We start from the raw sequence: 17,742 nt of genomic DNA on the forward strand, positions 1-17,742 counted from the left end.
CCGGACTCCTCCTCAATCTACTTAACCCTATATCAATATCTATTTCACCAATACCACTTTAAAGCTCAGCTCAAACTCATCATATATCATTTTGTCACCCAGATTATCAAAGAATTTACCTGAGCCATATCTCACATCGTATTTAGTTCGATCAACCATTAGCTTCCCTGCAAAAACGCCATTATTTTGAGTCACATCAAAGCTTACCGGATGCGTTTTACCTTTGATGGTTAATTCACCACCTATTTTATAGTCTGTTCCATTAGGAGTTACAGTTACCAACTTAAGTGTGCTTAAAGCGTGTTTTTCCACACCAAAGAAATCATCTGATTTTAAGTGCCCTACCAATTTAGCGTTGTAATCTTTATTGTCAATATCAGAACAAGTAATACTGTTCATATCAACCACAAACTCACCACCTTTCAACTTTTTACCATCCATTTTAAGACTACCCGATTTTAACGAGATATTACCTGTGTGCTCACCTGTCACTTTTTTTCCTAACCAGGTTATTTGACTTAATGATGTATCAACAACTTTTGATTGGGCACTAACAGCAACAACAAAAGCCAGCATAGCAATAGCGGAAGTTATCTTTTTCATAACTGTGGTTTTTAATGAATAGTAAGCAATTAAAAAGAAAACACTGCCCTTAAGTTAAAAGTTCAATTCTTCTTGTTAAAAGTTTGTTAACAGACAATCAAAAGGGTGAGACAAATGTTCAGCAACCAAAGCTCTACGTATTCAACACCAGCTAACTATTCAGCTGATACACTACTAATTAACGCATGCCATACACTAATCAACCATAGTTTTATAACTCTATATTAATTGGCCAAAGTGAGTTTTCATTCCTATTTTTATAATTCATTAATATCCAATTAATCCTGTTTACATGAAACCCATAAAGTTTTTCCCATTTATTATTCTCGCCATTTTGCTAGGCGGGTCAACGCCTTCATCGTCCATTTACAAAAAAGGATGGATTGATTTTAATAAAAATGGCAGAAAAGACATTTATGAGGATTCGTCGCAAACAATAGAAAAAAGGATCGATGATCTATTGAGTCAGATGACCATGGAAGAAAAAACCTGTCAGATGGTGACACTTTATGGTTATGGTCGAGTGGCTAAAGAGGAACTACCTGGTGCCAATTGGAAAAATGAACTCTGGAAAGATGGCTTGGGAAACATTGATGAAGCATCTAATGGTGTATACAAAGATGCACAATACAAATTTCCTTACGACAAGCATGTATGGGCACTGAATGAGATACAAAAGTTTTTTGTTGAAGAAACCCGCTTGGGCATTCCGGTTGAATTTACTAACGAAGGCATTCGTGGATTAAACCACTATCAGTCGACATCAATGCCAGCACAAATTGGCATGGGTTGTACCTGGAACAAAGACTTATTACATCAGGTGGGTGTATGTATTGGTAAAGAAGGTTATGCTCTGGGTTATCACAATATATATTCTCCGGCGCTTGATGTAGCGCGCGACCAACGCTGGGGCCGCATTGTTGAGTGCTTTGGTGAGGATCCATTCTTAGTGGCTGAATTGGGCTTACAGGTTTCAAAAGGCATACAGTCGCAGGGTGTTGTCAATACGCTTAAACATTTTGCCATATACTCAGCACCAAAAGGCGGACGAGATGGACATGTGAGGCTCGACCCACACATTGCACCTCGCGAAATGCATATGGTTTATCTTTATCCGTTTAAGCGTAACATTATGGAAACAAGCACTCTTGGCATAATGAGTTCTTATAATGATTACGATGATGTTCCTGTTACTGGCAGCTACTACTTTTTATTTGACCTATTGCGTAAAACATATGATTTCAAAGGATATGTAGTGTCTGACAGCGATGCGGTGGCCTGGATCCACTCCAAACATCGCGTTGCAGAAACCTATAAAGATACAGTACGTCAATCGGTGGAAGCCGGACTAAATGTACGTACCACATTCAACCATCCAAAAAACTTTGTAGAACCGCTACGTGAACTAATTGAGGAAGGTGCTTCATCAAACGATATCCGACTAAAAGAATCCTTTGAAATCAAATAATACATCACATATGAACTTAAAACTATTATCAATAGCAACAGTAATAAGCATTGGTTCACTATTTGGTTGCCAGCAAGCAATTACACAGCAGGAAGATATTCTGCAATACGTCAATCCGTTTATTGGAACCGGTTTTCATGGCCATACTTTCCCTGGCGCTACAGTGCCATTCGGAATGGTACAATTAAGTCCGGACACGCATCTCTTGGGTTGGGACGCCAGTAGTGGTTATCACTACGATGACTCTTTGATTTATGCCTTTAGCCATACGCATTTAAGTGGTACAGGCATTGGCGATTTGGGAGATGTGGCTCTATTACCATACTCCAATTCCAGCGAAGCTATTCCGGTAGCCAGTTTCGACAAATCAAGCGAAAAAGCATCACCCGGGCATTATGCGGTTCACCTTAACAACTTTGACATCGACGTTGAGTTAACCACAACATTACGAGTAGGCATGCACAAATATTTATTTGCAAATGAAAATGATCGTAACGTAATGGTCAACCTTGCACATGTGTTACAGGCCAACTGGGGTAATGCCATCACCGGTAATGAGTGCAAAATAGTTGACAAACAAACCATCGAAGGAATACAGCGTTCAACCGGGTGGGCCAAAGATCATCTGGTAGCCTATCGTATAGAATTCTCAGAGCCATTCATTCAAAAGCAAGTAGTAATAAATGGCAAGGACACTAATACAAATGAAGTTGACAGTAAAGACGCTCAAATCCATCTTAAGTTTGCCAAAAGCAGCCAGGCTCTTATAGCCAAAGTGGCAATATCGTGCGTGGACCCAAAGGGTGCCGAAAAAAACATGCAAGCCGAGCTCTCGGGGTGGGACTTTGATGCAACCCTTAAAAATGCAAAAGCTGAATGGCATCAACAATTACAGGGCATCCGTATCGAAACAGAAGACAAGGTAATCAAAACTAACTTTTACACAGCCCTTTACCATAGTTTGATGGCACCATTCATATGGCAAGATATTGATGGCCGTTATCGTGGCATGGACAAACAAATTCATCAGGCACCTGAAGGACACATTAACTATACTGTATTCTCATTATGGGATACATTCAGGGCTTTTCATCCATTAATGACAATTATTAATCCTGAAAAAGCGGGTATTTGGAGCGAAGCACTAGTTCAAAAATATCATAAAGGTGGCATTTTGCCCAAGTGGCCATTAGTAAGCAATTACACAGGTACAATGGTGGGCTATCCGGCAGTATCTGTTTTGGCCGATGCAGTTGCAAAAGGTCTGGCTCCTGATAAGCTTGATGAATGGTTAGAAGCATCGGTACAATCAGCTACCTGGCGACAAGATATTGTTGAAAAATTTAAAGGCACACGCGAAGCTAATGTGATGCTTCCACATATCTTTTACAAAGAAACGATTGGCTGGGTGCCGAGCGATTCAGTTGCCGAATCGGTTTCATATGGTTTAGAGATGGCTTATTACGACTGGTGTGTGGCACAAATAGCAAAAGCAGCTGGCAAAGATGATGTAGCTAAGGAATTTGAAGCCAAAAGTGAATACTACAAATTTTATTTCGACAAAGAATCGGGTTTAATGCGAGGCCGAAACCACGACGGCTCATGGGTAACACCTTTCAGGCCTCGCTATTCAAGTCACGAAAAAAGTGATTATGTGGAAGGAAATGCCTGGCAGTGGAGCTTTTTTACGCCGCATGCCAACGATGGCTTGATTGAATTGTATGGTTCAAAAAACAGATTTGAGGCCATGTTGGATACCCTTTTCACCACCGACTCAACCATTGAAGGTGAACATGCTTCAGGTGATATTACAGGACTAATCGGACAGTATGCGCACGGCAACGAACCGAGTCACCACATGGCATATTTATATAATTGGACTGATTCACCTTACAAAGCCAATGAGCGACTAGATCAGATAATGCGTGAATTTTACCTGCCTGAACCGGCCGGCATAATTGGCAATGAAGATTGTGGTCAAATGTCGGCCTGGTACGTCATGAGTGCATTAGGTTTTTATCAGGTATGCCCTGGCGATGCGACCTACACTACCGGACGACCAATCGTTGACGAAGCGACCATTGAATTACCCAATGGTCAGTTAACAATTATAGCTCATAACAATTCAGCCACCAACCTGTATGTTGAAAAAACAATATTAAATGGTCAGGAACTCAACGAACCGTTCTTTACGCATGAACAGCTTATGCAAGGTGGTCAACTGGAATTTTTTATGACTGACATAAAACAAACACACAACTAAATCCAAATATGAAACGACGTAATTTCATTAAGCAATCGAGCCTGCTTGTTAGCGGGGCTCTATTAGCGCCAACAGCGCTTAAGGGCAACGAAAAGGCTGTTGATTACCAATCGATGCGACCAACAGAAAGCAAGCGCTGCTTTAGCAGCAAAGAAGTTGAAAAACTGATAAAAAAGGTCAAATCAAATATCGCTGACCCGGAATTAGCGTGGTTGTTTGAAAACTGTTTTCCGAATACGCTCGACACTACCATTGACTTTGAATACATTAATGATAAACCCGATACCTTTGTTATCACCGGCGACATTGATGCTATGTGGCTGCGTGATAGCACAGCACAGGTGTGGCCATATATGCCTCTCATCAAAAAAGACAAGCAACTGCGAGAACTCATTAAAGGGCTTGTTTACAGACAAACCAAGTGCATATTGCTAGACCCGTATGCCAATGCTTTTTACAAGGATGTTACTAAAATATCTAAATGGCAAAGTGACAAAACACAAATGCTGCCAGGTATTCATGAGCGTAAATGGGAAATTGATTCATTGTGTTACGCTGTAAGATTAGCCAATGAGTATTATCAAATCACTGGCGATTCAAGCATTTTTGATGACGATTGGCAAGAAGCATCGCGCCTGATACTTCAAACCTTTAAAACCGAACAACGCAAAAATGGTACAACGCCATATACTTTCAATCGAACTACAGGCCAAATGTTTGACAGCCCGGTTCATTGGGGCATAGGCCGTCCTATTAATCCGGTTGGTTTAATCTGTTCTATGTTCCGTCCATCGGATGATGCCAGCTTGTATCCGTTTTTGATTCCATCCAATATATTTGCTGTAGTTAGCTTAAAACAGATGGCTCACATCCATCAAACCATAATTGATAATCAAACTTTTGCCGATGAATGTAATTCACTGGCCAATGAAGTTGATGCAGCCATTAAAGAATTTGCCGTTGTAGAGCACATGAACTATGGTAAAATATATGCCTATGAGATTGATGGCTTTGGCAACAAAGTATTTATGGATGATGCCAACGTACCTTCATTAATGTCCTTGGCTTATTTGGGCGCACACCAGCCAGATGATGCATTGTATAAAAGAACGCGTGCCTTTCTATTGAGTGATAATAATCCATACTTTTTGCGAGGTAAAGCGGCCGAAGGGCAAGGAAGTCCACATACGGGGCAAGTGAACATCTGGCCAATGGGCATTATACTGCGTGCCATGACCAGTAACGATGATAATGAAATTAGTCAATGCCTCGAAATGCTTAAAGCCACACATGCCGGTACAGGATTTATGCACGAAAGCTTCAATAAGGATGATGCCAATAAATACACGCGTGATTGGTTTGCCTGGGCCAACACCTTATTTGGTGAATTGATTGTAAAGCTCTATCATGAACGTCCGCACGTCTTAAAAATGTCATAATACTAATAACCCGAGTTCGATTAAAATTAAACAGCTCAGATTTATGTCGAACTCGGGTTAATAATAAAAGCTCTTCAACGCTCATAAACCCATCAATATATTGAAGAGCTCACCCAACTGACATTTCCATTAAAACTCTATTCGATAATTTATTACAGGGGAAAGTGCCCATTGGTAACCTTCTTCAATAATTTCCTTGTTTGGATGCCTGTAATCATAAACAACCGATTGCGCATTGCTTATATTCTGAATATCTAACTCTAATGTTTGTGTGCCAATAAGGACATCAGCACTTAAAGAAGGTTGCATAATGTTCAAAAAAAATCTAATTATTTCAATCAAAACACCATCTGTTTTGTTGTACTTTTACACAAGTAACGTTTTGTTTTATCAAACCAATTATTCATCGACTTAACCCCTATTATGAAACACGTTAAAAAAAGGCATTATGTGCTAATAACACTGGCACTGATAATCTTCTTAGTCCTTTTCTTCCTTTCAAGTATCATTAAAAACTATGTAAACAAAAACAGTAAGGAACTGATTGGTCGCAAAGTTGAATTAGCTGATTTGAGCTTTAATTATTTCAGGGTGTCGCTTAGTGCAACTAACCTGATGGTATATGAAACCAATGAAACAGATACCTTTGCCGGCATACGAGAGCTGACTGTAAATTTTGACCCTACTAAACTCATTAAAAACGAGTATTCGTTTTCAAGCATCTTAATCGACAGTTCTTTTATCAATATCATTAATGACGAAGATGGTTTTAATTTTAACGATTTAATACCGGAGTCTGATTCATTGGAAGTTGAAGAAAACAATGAAGAGTCAGACACTCCTTTTCGTTTCTCCATTCACGACATTAAAATCCAACATGGGCACGCCAGTTTCGATGACAAAACAGTAGATACGCAATTCAGGCTGGTCGATATTTCACTTGACCTGCCAAAAATCGCCTGGGACAGTGAATCATCCAGTGTCGGCATCAATTTTGAATTTGGAAAACAAGGCAATGTGAGTATACAGGCTGATGTTGACCAGATTAGAAACGAGTATGATATTGATTTCAAATTGAACCAATTAGAGTTTGGCAACATCACCAACTATGCCAAAACGATGATTGATATTGGAGGTATCAAAGGTTATTTGAATGCCGATCTAAACTTTAAAGGAAGCCTGGTAAGAACGAATGAAATTAATATTAGTGGCCAAACCAGTATTGAGAACTTCAGCCTGTGGGATACAGCTGATAAGGAGGTTGTTAATCTGGAAAAATTAAGTGTGGGCTTAACCTCGATTGACCTGGCCAACGAAAATTATCAATTATCACATATTGCGATAAATAAACCTACCATCACTGCAGAGTTGTATAAAGACATGAGTAACATCGAGCGCCTATTGCTGCCTGTAACTGAAGTTGACAGCACCATACAAGCAGCACCAATTCAGGCAGAAGCAGATACCTCTGATCACCTATTTTATTCGATTGATCATTTATCTGTTTCTGAGGGTGAAATTATTTTTGCCGATCACACGCTTTATCGCCCATTTCAATATGATATTAAAGAAATAAATGTCAATATCGACAATATTAATCCCCAAAATGAATCTGTTCCTGTTAATTTTTCAATGAACATGAATGACCAGGGAACAATGGATGGAACATCAGCCATAAACATGATTAACCCGGCTATTTTCGAAATGGAAGCTCATGTCAAACGTCTTCGTCTTATGAGCTTTTCGCCTTATACTGAATACCACATTGCCAGGCCAATTACTCAAGGTGATATCACCTACGACCTGAGCATTAATATGACGCCAACCCATATGGCTAACAATAATGATATTGTAATTAAGGAATTAGAAATAGGCAGTAAAACCCAGCATGAACCACAAGTTAAGGCTCCGGTGAAACTGGGCTTATATCTGATGAAGGATCCCAAGGATGTAATCACCATTCATATGCCAGTTGAAGGCAATCCTTCGAACCCGAATTTTAGTGTTCGAAAGCTGGTATGGAAAGCCTTCTCAAACCGGTTGGTGAAAGTAGCCGCCTCGCCATTTAATGCATTAGGTAATTTAGTTAGTACCAGACCTGAGGAATTGGAAAACATACCAATGCCATATGCACAAGATTCATTGTTGGCTGATCAAAAGCAGGTTTTGGATAAAATTGCACAAATCACCGAAAAGAAACCACAGCTCATTTTTTCATTTGAGCAACAAACTGATCCGGATGAAGAAAAAGCAAGCATGGCAATTAAAGCAGCGAAAAAAAGAATGTTAGCAGAAAAAATGCCCCTTAACACTGAACAGGATATAAGCAATTTTAATACAGCATTGGCTCAATTAGAAGATAATGATGCCGCATTTCTGGCATATATCTCTAAAAACATAAGCAATGCCGACACTATGGAATTGACTCAATCGTGTATTCAACTAATTGGAGAAGATGAACTCGATGATGAATTTCAGAAACTATTGCTCAATCGAAATGCTTTTCTTCGCTATTACCTCATTGAAGAAAAAGGTGTTGATTCGACGAGTATTGAAGTCAACACTGCTGACTTACGTAATCTGCCAGAAGAATTACGAAGTTGCAATTATAAGGTGGAAGTATCTGTGAAGTAATTAGCTAGTACAAACTATTTAATAGCAATTTTGCCCTAATTATTTTTTCTCTAAAGCCGTGATGGCCAAGGTAGATAGCGTATTAAACAAAAACGTTTATAACGCTATTGATTTACAACATATAAAAGCCGCTAAAACAGTTCATTCATGCTGTTTTAGCGGCTTTTTCACATTCTTCAACTCACTTTTTAAAATCAGGAAAAATCACATAACTGCTTAAAACTACTTCGGTAACATAGCGGGTCTGCTTATCTTTATCTTCGTATTGTCGATGAGTTAATCGTCCTTCAATGGCTACTTCATTACCTTTCTGAAGGTATTTTTGTGCTATCTCAGCCTGCTTGCCCCAAGCGATAATATTGTGCCATTGCGTTTCTGTTCGTTCCTGCCCGTTAGCTCCAATAAAACTCTCATTGGTAGCTAATGTGAATTTTGCCAACTTACGTCCATTATCGAATGCTTTTACTTCAGGATCCATTCCTAAGTTTCCTACTAACTGTACTCTGTTCCTTAAATTTGCCATGACTCATAATTTTTAAATGAATAATAAATTGATGAAGCAAAGATGAAAGCATCTGCAAATTGAAGGCGGTTAATAATTGCTTAAAGTTGTTTATGTTTCGTTTAAAACCGCTTGTAATTACTTTAAAACGTTTATATATTTACATATCTGACACTTACAAAACCAACCCCAATGTCTGAAAAAAGATTATGCCCGGTATGTAATGACCCGATAATAGGTCGAATAGATAAAAAGTTCTGCTCCGACCAATGCCGAAATAGTTTTAATAACCGAAGGTACAGCAGCGAAAACCTGCTGGTTCAAAAGGTGAATCGCACATTAAAAAAGAACTATAGTATTCTACAATCGTTAAACCAATCGGGTAAAACCAAAGTAAAACGCTCTAAGTTACTTCAGGAAGGTTTTGACTTTAATTATTTCACTAGTATTTACACCACTCAAAAAGGTGCCAGCTATCATTTATGCTACGATCAAGGTTATTTATCCTTAAGTGACGAACTATTTTTACTAATTCACTGGGAAGGGTAAAAAAAACAACAATCAATAAATTATCAATAAGAAGTTGTTTATGAATCCCTTGCCAACCGAGTTCTTGACGTGCCATTATTAACTCATAAACTATTCCTGAAAAATGGTTTGATTTAATGATTATTCTCCTATTTTTGCATCCGCATTAACATCGGAAATGCAACAAAACACACGGGTGTAGCTCAGTTGGTAGAGCACTGGTCTCCAAAACCAGGTGTCGGGAGTTCGAGCCTCTCCTCCCGTGCGTATTAATCCTGACTTCGGTCGGGATTTTTTTGTTTATTGTCATATGAACTATATCAATCGAAATAAGTTCATATATTTGAAATCCATCACGGAGAGGTGACAGAGTGGCCGATTGTGCACGCCTGGAAAGCGTGTGTACACCGCAAGTGTACCGGGAGTTCGAATCTCCCTCTCTCCGCAGCTTACAGAAGGTTGACAGACGTCAACCTTTTTTTTATAGTTGCACTTTGATTAATCATCACTCAGTTAAGCGTGAAAAAATCAGCCGGATTATCGTTAATGAAACTGCAATTCATTATTTAGAAGCTGTTTAAATTTTGTTTTTGTGAATTATTTTGAATGAATTAAGTTCTCAGATGAGACAAAATTGATGCGAATAGCATCGCTATTTAAAGAAATTTAGCTGAAATATGAGGGCTTAAATCGTCAAAATAAACCGAAGGATAAAACTTAAACAGTTTCTTATATTTACAAGAAATTTCCTAAAGCTTCTAAAAGATAATATTCATTAAACACACATCATGATTACTAAGGTCCTGAAAGTTGCCATTAAGAATAAGATAGACGAACTACAATCAAACGTTAACAACAAAGAACAAAACGATGCTTTTGAGCTCTTTAACAATGGGGCAGTTACACCATTAAGCCAATCTATCGAGTATTTTGATTATCATATTGAGGGAGTAGATGAACCCATTGCCATTTGTTTTGAAGCAGTATATGATGGCGAAAATAAAGTAATTGATTTTGTGATATCCTGCCAATCAGAAGAATGGGATTCATATAGCTATGCCTGTTTATTACAAACCAAGGAATTGTTGTCTGCCAATCAAGGTAGTATTGAGCATAAAAAATACAGCCGTGAAGGAATGATTAGAAGGGTTTTGGCAGAACGTCAGCAAAAAGCTAAGCGTGCTGAATACAGAATTAAATGGGCAGATAACATTTATGGCGACCATGTGTTAACCAATGAAAATGGGGTTAAGTATAGCATTTTTTTGCGCGACTTTGATAACGAAATAGGCTATAGTAACAGTAAAGACTCAGAGGTGAATAAACTGGGCACTACAAAGCACATCATGTATGCCTTTGAAATGATTAAAACAAACAAAAGCCTGTATCGCCGCTTACGTAAAACATGTCCTTTTATTGAAGTGTACCTCGACCCACTGAACGACTATCGTGTTAGCTGGTTTTATCCAAACGAGATGTCGAACGACCTGAGTGATTTATTGAATAAATATTTTAATTCAAACCAGGTTGTTGAGGATGATCAAATACTGGAACTGCACCATTTTTTTATTGAAGCTGAAGCTTTTGACAATATTGTTATTCGACCTGAAGTAAAGGAGAAATACAACAACACACTTGAAAGCAGAGCTTTAAAAGCAGTTGCACAAAACTACCAACCTGATTTTTCTTCCATAAACGCCACTTTATACGATTATCAACAAGATGGTATTGTATTTGCCGCATGCCGAAAGCATGCCATAATAGCTGATGAAATGGGTCTCGGTAAAACCATTCAGGCAATTGGAACAGCGGCATTAAAAAAAGACCTGTTTGGTTTCGAGAAGACCTTAGTGGTTTGTCCCGCATCGTTAAAGACACAATGGAAGAGTGAAATAGAAAAATTCACTGAGCTGGATGCTGAAATTGTATCTGGCACACCCGATGAACGTGCGCTTCAATACAAAACCAGTACGGCCTATTTTATGATCGTTAATTATGAGATGGTGCTGCGCGATCAACTGGCGATTAATCATGCACAGATCGACTTCATGATACTGGATGAAGCACAAAAGGTTAAAAATTACGCCACTAAAACGGCTTCAGCCATCAAAAACATTAGCCGAAAACACGTGCTTATTATAACCGGTACGCCAATCGAAAACAAATTGATCGATCTCTTCTCACTGATGTCAATTCTTGATCCTCATCTGCTAGGACCTCTGTGGGAATTTTCTTACCAACATTGTCTGTTCGATAATTTTAAACCCAACAAAATAAATGCGTATTACAACCTATCGCAACTTAAGGAACGACTAAAACCGGTTTTACTTCGCCGTGAAAAAAGAAAGGTTCTTGAGCAATTACCAAACATACAGCAACAAGATATTCCAGTTCGAATGACTCCCTTGCAGGCTGACTATCATGCCTCATATGCAAGTGGTATTGGACAGATAACCCGTAAAAAGTTTCTTACACAATTTGATTTACAACGCCTGTCGCAGCTCTTAACAGCCATGCGCATGGTGTGTAACTCCTCTTACCTGGTTGATGAAAATACATTTGAGTCACCCAAACTGGAAGAACTCAAATATATCCTGCTCGAAAAACTGGATTTGGCCAACCAGAATAAGAAGGTGATTATTTTCTCGGAATGGGTGAAGATGCACAAACTGATGGGGAAAATGCTGCTCGAGAACAACATCGGTTTCAGTGAGTTAAATGGCAGTGTCCCGTCTAATAAACGAGGTGAACTCATCAAGAAATTCGAATCCGATGATAAGTGCAAAGTATTTCTGTCGACCGAAGCTGGAGGTGCAGGCCTTAACCTGCAAGTAGCCGATATATTAATAAATTTTGAACTCCCCTGGAATCCGGCCAAAAAGAATCAACGCATTGGTCGTATTGATCGCCTGGGACAGAAAAGTGATAAGCTATCGATCTTCAACCTGATAACAGTTGATTCTATCGAGCAAAATATAGCTTTAGGCTTATTGGTAAAGCAAAACTTATTTGACAATGTCTTAAATGAAGGGTTTAATAACGATTTTGTTGATTTTACCGAGAAGGGACGAGGGCAATTTCTGGAACAGATGAAAGAGCTGGCCGGAGCCTTTGAAGAAGCGCAGCAGGATGTTGTGGAGCCAGAAGTGAAGCCAGACGAAAAAAGCCCTGAATATACGCTCGACGAATTCAAGAAGGAACACGAAGATGAGTACCTGGTACCATTTGAAGAAGATGACTCAGAATACAAACAGCCACAACTACCTTTTGATGAAGGGGATGATAAACAGGCTGTAATAAACAAGACCGGGGAACCCGAAACTGAGGATAAACCATCTACTGAAGATGCCACCGTTGAAACACAAAAAGTAGCAGCGCAGCAAATGGAAGATGTTTTAAACAATGGCATGCAGTTTTTATCGGGTTTAATGAAAATGGCAACCGGTAAGGATGTTGGTATCGAAGAGCAGAAAATTGAAGTAGACCAGGAAACAGGCGAAGTAACAATGAAGTTTAAAATGCCAAAGTTTTAACAGCAGACAATGTGATGTAAGTATATGGTATGATTTTAATACAATATAAGGGCTTACGTCGCCAGAATAAACCCAAGGATAAAACATAAACATTTTCTAAGTCACAGAGTTTATCAATCAAAGCGAAAATAACTCTGTGACTTTGTGTCTCTGCGTTTATTCTTCTATTATCTGCAATTACCAACATTCATTATTTTTCAATATAAGCAAAGCCTCATCCCCAAAATAATCCTATTTTCGCAGGACTATAGCAGGCCTATTATCTGACAGTCTATGGTCTATTCATCTAACAGTCTATATCAATGATTACAGGAGAATTAAAATCGCAAGTTGATAAAATATGGGAAGCCTTCTGGACAGGTGGCGTTTCCAACCCACTAACCGTAATTGAGCAGTTTACCTTTTTGTTGTTTATCCGCCGATTGGATGAGAAACAGCGACTGGACGAAAAGAAAGCCAGCATAGCCGGTATTCCTCTCCAAAATGCCGTATTTACCCCAGCGCAAGAAGCCATACGCTGGAACAGCTTTAAGCACAAAGATGCCGAGAGCATGTTTGCCTTGTTTACCTCCCATCAAGCGGGTGGTGTAAATGTGTTTGACCACATGAAACAGGTGGGCGAAGCAGGTGGTGTGTTTGCCGAGTACATGAAAGGCGCCACCTTTATGATACCAACACCACGATTGCTGGATATGGTGGTGCAGATGATTGACAAGATTCAGATGGACGACCGCGATACCAAGGGCGACCTCTACGAATACCTGCTGAGCAAGATAGCCACAGCAGGCACCAACGGACAGTTTCGCACGCCGCGCCACATTATTAAAATGATGGTGGACATGGTGCAGCCTCACAAGGAAGAGCTGATATGCGACCCCAGCTGTGGCAGCGCCGGCTTTTTGGTGGCCGCAGGCGAGTATTTCCATGAGAAGCACAAGGAGTGGTTTCACGAGCGTGACTTTCGTGAGCACTATAACACACGCATGTTTTCGGGCATTGAATTTGACCCCACCATGTTGCGCATTGGTGCCATGAACCTGCAACTACATGGCATTGAAACGCCAACGCTTATTGGTAAAGATGCCCTGAGTGAAAGCAACAGCGAACTACGCGAGCAATATTCTCTCATACTGGCCAACCCACCCTTTAAAGGCAGCCTCGATTACGATGCCGTGGACGATGCCATCTTAAAAACCGTCAAAACCAAAAAGACCGAACTGCTGTTTTTAGGCCTCATGCTGCGCATGCTAAAAACCGGTGGCCGCTGTGCCGTGATTATACCCGATGGCGTACTCTTTGGCAGCTCCAAAGCCCACAAACAGATACGACAAGAGATTATTGAAAACCATAAGCTCAATGCCGTAATAAGCATGCCAAGTGGGGTGTTTAAACCCTATGCAGGCGTTAGCACGGCAGTGTTATTCTTTACCAAAACCGGTACAGGTGGCACCGATAAGGTATGGTTTTACGACATGCAGGCCGATGGTTTTTCATTAGATGATAAACGCACTGCACTGACCAATGGCGAATCCTCCACCGGGGGAGGTGCCCAAAGGGCGGAGGGGGAACACGCCAAAAACAACATCCCCGACATCATCACACGCTACCACTCCCTTTCCCCTTCAGGGGCAGATGCCGAAGGCAGAGGGGCTACCGAAGCCAAGCGCCAACGTACCGAACAATCCTTCCTCGTACCATTCTCCGAAATTAAAGCCAATGACTGGGACCTGAGCATTAACCGCTACAAAGAAATTGTGTACGAAGAGGTCGAATACGATGCACCCGAAACCATTATAGCTGATATTAAAGACTTGGATAAGGAACGTGCCGAGGCACTTAAAGTATTGGAAGGGCTGTTATATGAGTAAATGGGAAAATGTTGAGATAGGTAGTTCAGGGTTGAAAATTGCAGATGGAAATTATTCTGCAAAATATCCAAGAAGTGAAGAGTTTATCGTAGAAGGAGTCCCGTTCATCAGAGCAAATAATTTTAAAAATAAAACTATTCAAGATGAAGATATGTACTTCATTAGCCCAGAAAAACACGCTGAATTAAAAAAGGGGCATGTTTTGCCAAATGACGTACTCATAACAACTAGGGGTAATATTGGAGAAGTTGCAATAGTGCCCAAAAGGCATAATGATTCAAACATTAATGCGCAGATTGTTCTACTAAGAAGTTATGGAAACTTTCACCCTTTATATTTATTACATGTTTTAGGGTCTAATTTGGTTAAAGAACAACTCCCTAAACTTACAACAGGTACAGCATTAAAGCAATTACCTGTAAAGAACTTAAAAAAAATAAAAATCCCCCTCCCCCCGCTACCCACACAACAAAAGATAGCCGCCATATTAGACGAGGCCGATAAGCTGCGCCAACTCAACAAACAACTCATTGCCAAATACGAGGCCCTGAGCCAAAGCTTGTTTTTGGAGATGTTTGGCGATTATATACATGACAAGAACTCTAAAAAGAAGATTGAAGATATCGCTAGCTTCATAGATTATCGTGGAAAAACACCAGAAAGGGTTGATAACGGAGTGCCGTTGATAAGTGCAAAATGTGTAAGGCCTGGGTATTTTGATAAAACAAGACTTGACTTTATTTCCAAGGAAACATATAGTAAAGTAATGACACGAGGATATCCCAAAGTAGGTGATGTATTATTTACAACAGAAGGAGCAACATTAGGATATACTTGTCGAATACCAAATGGATTTAAGGATTTCGCAGTTGGACAAAGACTTATTACATTACAAGTAAATGAAAACTATAACGCAATAACTCTTGATTACATGCTTAATTCTGATACGTTACAATTCGAAATATTCAAACAAGCAACAGGTAGTGCGGCTAAAGGTATTCGCTCTGCAAAATTTGCAAAGATTTTAATTCCAGTTCCTCCTCTCCTCCTCCAAAACCTCTTCGCCCAACGCATTCAAGTCATTGAACAACAAAAAGCACAAGCGCAGCAGGCATTGGCCAAAAGCGAAGATTTGTTTAACAGCTTGCTGCAGCGCACGTTTAAAACAATTGACACCTAACAGGTTTTTAAAACCTGTTAGGTGTGGGGTGTGGTAAACTTCACAATCAAATCAATAAAAATCAATAACTATTAAAATACAACCATATGATACTACCAAGCATCGATAACTTCAACATCACCGATGATAACACCATCCTGGATAGTGAATACGGTATTAACGACTATGTGCGCGAAGCACTGGAGGAAGCCTACCATCTGGCCAGAAAACCCAAAGCAGCCAATGTAAAAAAGCTAAAAGGCTATATTAAAAAATACCCACGGGTGCCCCACTTTAAAAACTACCTGTCGGTATGCTTCAGTGACACGGGGCGCGATGCCGAGGCTCAAAAGGTGATTGAACTCACCATTGAGCAGCACCCCAATTATTTCTATGGCCGCCTCAACCGAGCTAATATGTACCTCGATGAAGAGCAGTATGAAAAGATACCCGAGTTATTGGGCGAGGCCATGGATTTGCCCAGTCTATACCCACAGCGCCCGGAGTTTCACATCGACGAAATCAAAGGTTTTTACTTTCTGGCCGTGCGTTATTATCTGGCCATCGACAAAGAAGCGGAAGCTGAGCACTGTTATCAGTTTTTAAAGGAGGTAGCACCCGATTCTGAATCGAGCGACATGGCCTTTAGTGCCATTCAACACCACAACATGCAAAAGTCGCTGCAACGCATGGAAGAAGCGCACGAAAAGCGTATCACCCTCGACTTTGAGGCGCCGGCACAGCAAAGCACCCAAACGGAGGCTCCTGAGTTTACGCATGCCGAAGTAGAGGAATTGTACCATTACGATACTGGCTTCTATAAAGCTTTATCACCTCGCCTGCTGGCTTTGCCACGCCATAGCCTCATAGCCGACCTGGAGCTGGTGTTGCGCGATAGTATCAATCGCTTTAATCATTTTGATGAACTATGGGAAAATGAAGAGCTAGACCTAGACTTTGTGATGCATGCCCTGTATTTGCTGGGTGAGCTCAAAGCCAAGGAGAGTTTACCGGTGGTATTCGAAGTCTTATCGCAGCACGAAGGCTACTACGATTTATACATTGGCGAATGGATACATGAGGACATGTGGGAGCCCATTTATAAAATGCACAATGCCACCCTCGACGATTACCAGGCATTTATGCTGCAGCCCAACAAATACACCTATGCCAAAAATGTATTGATTGTGTTGTTGGAGCAAATAGCCGTGCACCAGCCTGAGCGTAAGGAAGAAGTCTATGAGTGTTTTAAAAGCATGCTGGAGGCTTACAATCAATGTTCGCTCAACGATAATATTATCGATAGTGACCTTATTGCTTTTATAGCATGCACCATGGCCGACATAAAAGGCGCAGATGCCGCGCAATACCTGCAGCCCTTATTTGAAAAAGGGTGGGTATCTGTCGAAATATGTGGCAGTCTTGAAGATTTGCAAAAAGAACGTCGTCGTCAACTAAGAGAGTTACCACTGTCTACTCTGGATGAGTGTTACGACAAGCTGGAATCGTGGCATACAGAAAGTCCTGCTCCGGCATTTGACGATGAAGATGACGAAGAAGATGATACGCCCTGGGGCATGCCAGAGCAACCCATCGTTAATGATGTAAAAACAGGACGCAACGACCCTTGCCCCTGTGGCAGTGGTAAAAAGTATAAAAAGTGCTGTTTGAATAAATAGCAGAACGTAACATATCAACACCTAACAGGTTTTAAAAACCTGTTAGGTGTTGATTTACATCAAACA

Annotated in this window: 12 protein-coding genes and 2 tRNA genes; 11 read left to right on the forward strand and 3 right to left on the reverse strand. The window is 40.3% G+C overall.

What is annotated here, in order from left to right; translation table 11 throughout:
- Positions 1 to 39: 39 nt before the first annotated feature.
- The gene (locus JIV24_RS09625; RefSeq protein ID WP_200464818.1) at positions 40 to 603 is read right to left on the reverse strand and encodes a YceI family protein; all 564 of its coding nucleotides are present in this window, start codon (positions 601 to 603) and stop codon (positions 40 to 42) included.
- A gap of 292 nt (positions 604 to 895) precedes the next feature.
- Between JIV24_RS09625 and JIV24_RS09630 the strand changes: the two genes are divergently transcribed.
- Genes JIV24_RS09630 through JIV24_RS09640 form a run of 3 tightly spaced genes read left to right on the forward strand, consistent with a single transcriptional unit; the run spans position 896 to position 5,773 of the window.
- On the forward strand, positions 896 to 2,071 hold the full coding sequence (locus tag JIV24_RS09630; RefSeq protein ID WP_200464819.1) for a glycoside hydrolase family 3 protein: 1,176 nt from the start codon (positions 896 to 898) through the stop codon (positions 2,069 to 2,071).
- Between the two features lie 10 nt (positions 2,072 to 2,081).
- A complete protein-coding gene (locus JIV24_RS09635; protein ID WP_200464820.1) occupies positions 2,082 to 4,334 on the forward strand; it encodes a GH92 family glycosyl hydrolase in 2,253 nt (750 codons plus the stop codon).
- Between the two features lie 8 nt (positions 4,335 to 4,342).
- Positions 4,343 to 5,773 (forward strand): glycoside hydrolase family 125 protein, encoded by a 1,431-nt coding sequence (locus tag JIV24_RS09640; RefSeq protein WP_200464821.1) that lies wholly within the window; start codon positions 4,343 to 4,345, stop codon positions 5,771 to 5,773.
- 129 nt (positions 5,774 to 5,902) lie between these two features.
- Here the strand turns inward: JIV24_RS09640 and JIV24_RS09645 are convergent, their stop codons facing one another.
- Positions 5,903 to 6,091 carry a hypothetical protein gene (locus JIV24_RS09645; protein WP_200464822.1) on the reverse strand — a complete coding sequence of 63 codons (189 nt, stop codon included), beginning with the start codon at positions 6,089 to 6,091 and terminating at the stop codon, positions 5,903 to 5,905.
- A 105-nt stretch (positions 6,092 to 6,196) separates the two neighbouring features.
- Here JIV24_RS09645 and JIV24_RS09650 point away from each other — a divergent pair, with 105 nt between their 5' ends.
- On the forward strand, positions 6,197 to 8,407 hold the full coding sequence (locus JIV24_RS09650; protein ID WP_200464823.1) for an AsmA family protein: 2,211 nt from the start codon (positions 6,197 to 6,199) through the stop codon (positions 8,405 to 8,407).
- A 181-nt stretch (positions 8,408 to 8,588) separates the two neighbouring features.
- On the opposite strand, the gene JIV24_RS09655 is transcribed toward JIV24_RS09650, so the two are convergent.
- The gene (locus JIV24_RS09655; protein WP_200464824.1) at positions 8,589 to 8,930 is read right to left on the reverse strand and encodes a single-stranded DNA-binding protein; all 342 of its coding nucleotides are present in this window, start codon (positions 8,928 to 8,930) and stop codon (positions 8,589 to 8,591) included.
- Positions 8,931 to 9,101: 171 nt separating this feature from the next.
- Between JIV24_RS09655 and JIV24_RS09660 the strand changes: the two genes are divergently transcribed.
- The 7 genes from JIV24_RS09660 to JIV24_RS22785 all read left to right on the forward strand — a co-directional run bounded on the left by JIV24_RS09660 (position 9,102) and on the right by JIV24_RS22785 (position 17,676).
- Positions 9,102 to 9,458 carry a DUF2116 family Zn-ribbon domain-containing protein gene (locus tag JIV24_RS09660; RefSeq protein ID WP_200464825.1) on the forward strand — a complete coding sequence of 119 codons (357 nt, stop codon included), beginning with the start codon at positions 9,102 to 9,104 and terminating at the stop codon, positions 9,456 to 9,458.
- 171 nt (positions 9,459 to 9,629) lie between these two features.
- Positions 9,630 to 9,702: transfer RNA gene (locus JIV24_RS09665), tRNA-Trp, on the forward strand.
- Between the two features lie 92 nt (positions 9,703 to 9,794).
- Positions 9,795 to 9,882: transfer RNA gene (locus JIV24_RS09670), tRNA-Ser, on the forward strand.
- Positions 9,883 to 10,225: 343 nt separating this feature from the next.
- The gene (locus JIV24_RS09675) at positions 10,226 to 12,970 is read left to right on the forward strand and encodes a DEAD/DEAH box helicase (protein WP_200464826.1); all 2,745 of its coding nucleotides are present in this window, start codon (positions 10,226 to 10,228) and stop codon (positions 12,968 to 12,970) included.
- Positions 12,971 to 13,272: 302 nt separating this feature from the next.
- Positions 13,273 to 14,838 carry a type I restriction-modification system subunit M gene (locus JIV24_RS09680; RefSeq protein WP_200464827.1) on the forward strand — a complete coding sequence of 522 codons (1,566 nt, stop codon included), beginning with the start codon at positions 13,273 to 13,275 and terminating at the stop codon, positions 14,836 to 14,838.
- The gene (locus JIV24_RS09685; protein ID WP_200464828.1) at positions 14,831 to 16,018 is read left to right on the forward strand and encodes a restriction endonuclease subunit S; all 1,188 of its coding nucleotides are present in this window, start codon (positions 14,831 to 14,833) and stop codon (positions 16,016 to 16,018) included. The genes JIV24_RS09680 and JIV24_RS09685 overlap by 8 nt, the downstream gene beginning before the upstream one ends.
- A gap of 86 nt (positions 16,019 to 16,104) precedes the next feature.
- On the forward strand, positions 16,105 to 17,676 hold the full coding sequence (locus JIV24_RS22785) for a DUF1186 domain-containing protein (RefSeq protein WP_289048287.1): 1,572 nt from the start codon (positions 16,105 to 16,107) through the stop codon (positions 17,674 to 17,676).
- The last annotated feature ends 66 nt before the right edge of the window (positions 17,677 to 17,742 follow it).

The sequence above is a fragment of the Carboxylicivirga marina genome (assembly GCF_016612505.1).
Lineage (GTDB): Bacteria > Bacteroidota > Bacteroidia > Bacteroidales > Marinilabiliaceae > Carboxylicivirga > Carboxylicivirga marina.